General features: G+C 42.0%; 2 protein-coding genes and 9 tRNA genes. 1 reads left to right on the top strand and 10 read right to left on the bottom strand.

The window, feature by feature from the left end; all coding sequences use genetic code 11:
- Window positions 1–877: 877 nt before the first annotated feature.
- On the top strand, window positions 878–1,273 hold the full coding sequence (locus AB4507_RS21665) for a DUF2391 family protein (RefSeq protein ID WP_017060180.1): 396 nt from the start codon (window positions 878–880) through the stop codon (window positions 1,271–1,273).
- A gap of 344 nt (window positions 1,274–1,617) precedes the next feature.
- On the opposite strand, the gene AB4507_RS21660 is transcribed toward AB4507_RS21665, so the two are convergent.
- From AB4507_RS21660 to AB4507_RS21615, 10 genes are all read right to left on the bottom strand, one after another.
- Window positions 1,618–1,693, bottom strand: a tRNA-Asn gene (locus AB4507_RS21660).
- A 29-nt stretch (window positions 1,694–1,722) separates the two neighbouring features.
- Window positions 1,723–1,798: transfer RNA gene (locus tag AB4507_RS21655), tRNA-Thr, on the bottom strand.
- Between the two features lie 36 nt (window positions 1,799–1,834).
- Window positions 1,835–1,910 (bottom strand) — tRNA-Asn (locus AB4507_RS21650).
- A gap of 24 nt (window positions 1,911–1,934) precedes the next feature.
- Window positions 1,935–2,010, bottom strand: a tRNA-Thr gene (locus AB4507_RS21645).
- A 56-nt stretch (window positions 2,011–2,066) separates the two neighbouring features.
- Window positions 2,067–2,142 (bottom strand) — tRNA-Phe (locus AB4507_RS21640).
- 235 nt (window positions 2,143–2,377) lie between these two features.
- On the bottom strand, window positions 2,378–4,003 hold the full coding sequence (locus AB4507_RS21635; RefSeq protein ID WP_017062210.1) for a methyl-accepting chemotaxis protein: 1,626 nt from the start codon (window positions 4,001–4,003) through the stop codon (window positions 2,378–2,380).
- 382 nt (window positions 4,004–4,385) lie between these two features.
- A tRNA-Asn gene (locus tag AB4507_RS21630) sits at window positions 4,386–4,461 on the bottom strand.
- A 56-nt stretch (window positions 4,462–4,517) separates the two neighbouring features.
- Window positions 4,518–4,593: transfer RNA gene (locus AB4507_RS21625), tRNA-Phe, on the bottom strand.
- A 7-nt stretch (window positions 4,594–4,600) separates the two neighbouring features.
- Window positions 4,601–4,676: transfer RNA gene (locus tag AB4507_RS21620), tRNA-Thr, on the bottom strand.
- Window positions 4,677–4,747: 71 nt separating this feature from the next.
- Window positions 4,748–4,823, bottom strand: a tRNA-Asn gene (locus AB4507_RS21615).
- Window positions 4,824–4,889 lie beyond the last annotated feature (66 nt).

Genomic DNA, 4,889 nt, shown 5'->3' with positions numbered 1-4,889 from the left:
TTACTTTAATTGGTATAAATCATAGTGTTTCGCACGTCAGTCGAATAACTTACACAAAAGATTTTCCCGCAGCCCACAGCTCTTAGCTCAGGTTTTTCCCAAAACCAACTCATGATTAGGACTACATCATTTCTGATTCCAGCTGTGAGGTGACTCGAGCATGATCTCAAACGTATATAGCTTTAAGTTTAGCATTCAGATACTCGAGCCATACGCGCTGTAGATGTTTCCTTTATTAAGTGAGCGGCTCTCAGTATTAGTTAACAGCCTTTCGGCTACGAAATCTGACTTCTGCTCTATCTGTGAATCTATAGGATACGTGTAATTAGGGCTCTATCATGGAGGCTTCTCTTAAGAACGCTAGAGCTCATAATGAGTCGACTTAATGTCTCTTGTTATGCATTGAGCTTAAAACCACTCTCGATGGTATTGAGCGACTCGTTCTAAGTACTTCAAAGGGTGAAAGTAGGCTAGATTCAGCTTAAAGGTGAGAGTCGCTAAGTGTGTTCCCAAGTGGTGCCTGAGGGGTATATAAGCTAAGAAATAGAGCATCCCTCGTATTCGTGAAGTGACGTTTATCACCCTGCGGATTTAGATTCTTTGGTTCTAGGTGCTGGTATATTAGGGGTTACCACTCTGTCTTCGATTTTGATGTGTTTGTTGACTCGATATTAATCAGTCGTGTTGACCGTTTTGCTCTGAGCATATTGATTTCTTGCTGGTTAGTTCAAGCTATGTTTTGGTTATTGCGACTAAGATGAAGCTAGAAGGTCACTACTGTTTGCTTAGTAGAAATAAAAATCCCCCAAATCATTGGCGGATAGTTTTGTGATTCTTTTCAGAATTAGATAAAGCCTTAAACCTAATGGGTCGAATTATGAAATTGAGTTTTAACTTTGAAGATGCGAGCCAGATCTTTGTGGGATCTTTTGCCTTGGCCGTGCCGATTTCTTTTTCTGAAGAGGCTTGGAAGTTAGGGGAGACTTTACCTACCGCTAATCTATTGCTGCTATTTTTACTGTCTGCGGTGTTCTTAGGCTTCTATACGTATGAGAGTGTCTTTCAAAAAGATGTTGTTGCTCGGTTGCCGGTGTTTATTTTCAGAATAGTGATTGCTTATGTTATGACGGCATTGGTCGTTGCTTTGGTACTGACTTGCCTGGACAAATTACCTCTATTGAGTGATCCCGTCGTATCGATCAAAAGAGTGATTGTTATTTCAATGCCAGCCTCTATGGGCGCTATTGTAGTGGATAGTTTTGATAAAGAGTAATCTGTGTATCAATTTGGATTGAAGTGTCTTACAGAGCTTTTCAGCGCTTACTTGATTCGTTATTTAGCTTTCTTACCTCCAAACTTAGTATTGATTTTTTCAACCGATCTCCTAGTCAATAAAATGAGTAGCAACGTACTGTGACTGACTCTTACGTGAATGTGTCGTTTGTTGTTGGGAGATTTTGAAGAGCATTAAGTAGCGAAGATTTGTAGCTTTGGAAGGATATAAAAACGGTTGGTTTCTGAATTGAATATGGTATTTGAAAGGTGAGGGTAGTTGTATTAATAAGTTAGGATCTTTAGATGCAAAAAAGCCGCATCAATGATGCGGCTTCTTTTAATTGGCTCCCCTTGCAAGACTTGAACTTGCGACATACGGATTAACAGTCCGCCGTTCTACCAACTGAACTAAAGGGGAATTGATTGTTTAGTCTCTAATCAAGAGAATGGTGCCGACTACCGGAATCGAACTGGTGACCTACTGATTACAAGTCAGTTGCTCTACCTACTGAGCTAAGTCGGCATCATGAATCAAAAAGCTTATGCTTGATGATTAACTTGGCTCCCCTTGCAAGACTTGAACTTGCGACATACGGATTAACAGTCCGCCGTTCTACCAACTGAACTAAAGGGGAATTATTCTTAAAGCTTTAAAGAAATGGTGCCGACTACCGGAGTCGAACTGGTGACCTACTGATTACAAGTCAGTTGCTCTACCTACTGAGCTAAGTCGGCACATAATATTTCTTTGTGCTTTACTGTTGTTGTCTAAGACACCAACAAATAAATTGTGGTGCCCGGAGGCGGAATCGAACCACCGACACGAGGATTTTCAATCCTCTGCTCTACCGACTGAGCTATCCGGGCGACGAGGTGTATTAAACGTGTTTTCGCGTTCTGGGTCAACATTAAATTGCAAAAAAAGTATCGTTTGATGTTTTTCTATACTTAGTGGGTTGTTTTTGCTCATTTGGGGTGAAAAACCTAGGTCTAGCATGCCCTAAAAGATAGTAAAACTACGGTTAACTACACTGAATGGGCGCCGAAATAAAAAAAGCACGTATGAAAACGTGCTTTTTTATTTGAAAATTTTCTAGGGAGTTTAGTGTTTTACTTCAAACCTATTAACCCAAGCTTCTAATTCGTTGGAAAGAGAGGCAAGAGTTTGGGTGCTGTTATGACTTTCTGTTACGACATTGCTCAGTTGGTTACCGCTCTCTTCGATCATATTGATACGCTTCGATATATCATCGCTCACCTGAGTCTGCTCAGCGGCCGCTGTTGCGATTTGATGACTCATTGATGAAATGGACTCTAATGCGACAACAATCTGTTGTAGTGCTTCAGAGGCGTTTTGAGACTCTGTTACGGTGCTTTCACTGGTCGCGGCACACACTTCCATGGTTTGAATTGCGTTGCGAGATCCCTCTTGAAGGTTATTAATCATTAATTGGATTTCTTTTGTGCTCGATTGTGTTCTGCCTGCAAGGTTACGAACCTCATCTGCTACAACAGCAAATCCACGACCTTGTTCGCCAGCTCGAGCTGCTTCAATGGCTGCATTTAGTGCCAATAGGTTAGTTTGCTCCGCTATATCACCAATCACATCCAATACTTTTGCAATGTTGTTTACATCGTTATCTAGGTTAGCGACAGCTTCGCTTGCTGTGCCTAGTTGGCCTGCTAAGCCTTGAATGTTATCTACTGTGTTGTGAATGAGTTGTTGGGTATGCTGGCTCTGTTTGTCGGCCTCGTCGGTGTTGCGCGCGGTATCGCTAGCTGAAGCAGCTACGTTATTGGCTGAAGAGGCCATCTCGGTCATTGCTGTCGCGATCATCTCTGTTGATTGCTGTTGGGTGTCTGTCAATTGACCAATTGACCCAGCGCGATCTTCTACGCGCTGCAGTTCGCCTCTTAATGCCAGCATTGAAGCGTCAAGGTTTGATACTAGCTCAGCCAATGACTTACTCATTTGTTGTACGGCGTGATAGATACTGCCGTCAATTGCCTGAGTTTCGAAAGAGGTTTGAATTCGACCTTGTGCTACGGCTTGTACTGCTTCTCGTACGTCTTTAGGTTCGCCGCCAAGAAGCGCTAGCATGCGTTTAATGGATACAATTAGGCTCGCCAGAATAAGACCAGCAATCACGACACAAAGGAATAGCTGCCATTGAGCAGTAGACCAAAAACGAGCGTTAACTTCATTGAACCCGATACCAGTGCCGACAACCCAACCCCAATGTGGCGTTTTCTCTGCAATAGACAGTTTTTCTTCAATCGTTCCATCTGGCAGTTTTTGTGTCCAGGTGTACTCAATGATCTCGCCAGTACGATTACCAAGTACTCTTTGGATTAGCTGCCCAACACTATTGCCGTCGCCATCTTTAAAGTCGTTAAAACTGGTTCCGTGCAGTTGAGGATCTAATGGTGTCGCGATAAACGTCATGTTCTCATCGGCTACGTAAACATATTCATTATCTTTATAGATGTTGTTGCGTAGAAGGCGAGTAGCTAGTTGCTTGGCTTGCTCTTCTTCTAGTGTGCCATCAATCGCCATTTTTTCGACTTCAGTAAGAATGCTGTATGCGCTCTTAAACAGCTCTGTTACGCGAGCTTTGTTGTCCATGTTGCTAGCAACTCTTAAGGTCCATAAGCCTGTAGCCGTCAGTGCTAGCAGGGCGATCAAGATGATGCCCGATAATAAGTAAGCTTGCGTTTTTAGTTTCATATTTCCCCGCGCAGCGATTCAATAATTAGTATTAGGTATAATTCATCGAATCTTAATCTAAGTGGTGTAAGGCAGATATTAGAAAGACATCAAAGTATGATAGGGATTAAATTTTCGAAGAAAAAAAAGTAACAGGACTTGGTTCTATTTGTTTTAATGTGAATATTAGCGGGTCATGAACTTTATAAGGCGTTGGTTCTGTTGTAGTGGATATGCTTTATAGAACTTAGAATCAACTGCTGTAGTAAGAGTACTAAAAGGAGATAACTCAATTTATCGAGACTGATTAAGAGTTAGTGAGGAGCTGATGTGTATATTGAATAGAGTTTGTTTTTGTTCAAACGAAAAAAAGCCAAGTCTTTCGACTTGGCTTTCTTGAATGTGGCTCCCCTTGCAAGACTTGAACTTGCGACATACGGATTAACAGTCCGCCGTTCTACCAACTGAACTAAAGGGGAATTATTTGTGTCAACATCAGGTCTATAAAGACCATTATTTGTTAAGCACCAAATAATGGTGCCTCGAGGCGGAATCGAACCACCGACACGCGGATTTTCAATCCGCTGCTCTACCGACTGAGCTATCGAGGCAAAAGAATGGTGCCGACTACCGGAGTCGAACTGGTGACCTACTGATTACAAGTCAGTTGCTCTACCTACTGAGCTAAGTCGGCACACTAAATTCTTTGCTTAAAGAGTTAAACTCTTCAATTAAAACCTCATATAAAATGAAGTCCTTTAAAAATGGCTCCCCTTGCAAGACTTGAACTTGCGACATACGGATTAACAGTCCGCCGTTCTACCAACTGAACTAAAGGGGAATTACTTGTCTCAACATCAGGTCTATAAAGACCATTATTTGTTAAGTACCAAATAATGGTGCCTCG

This window comes from Vibrio sp. 10N.222.54.A3, from assembly GCF_041474095.1.
GTDB classification, from domain to species: Bacteria; Pseudomonadota; Gammaproteobacteria; order Enterobacterales; family Vibrionaceae; genus Vibrio; species Vibrio crassostreae_C.
This window is presented reverse-complemented; position numbering and strand designations above follow the sequence as displayed.

Coding starts and splice junctions, on each gene's coding strand:
- AB4507_RS21665 (WP_017060180.1), top strand. CDS start 878: ATGAAATTGAGTTTTAACTTTGAAGATGCGAGCCAGATCTTTGTGGGA.
- AB4507_RS21635 (WP_017062210.1), bottom strand. CDS start 4,003: ATGAAACTAAAAACGCAAGCTTACTTATTATCGGGCATCATCTTGATC.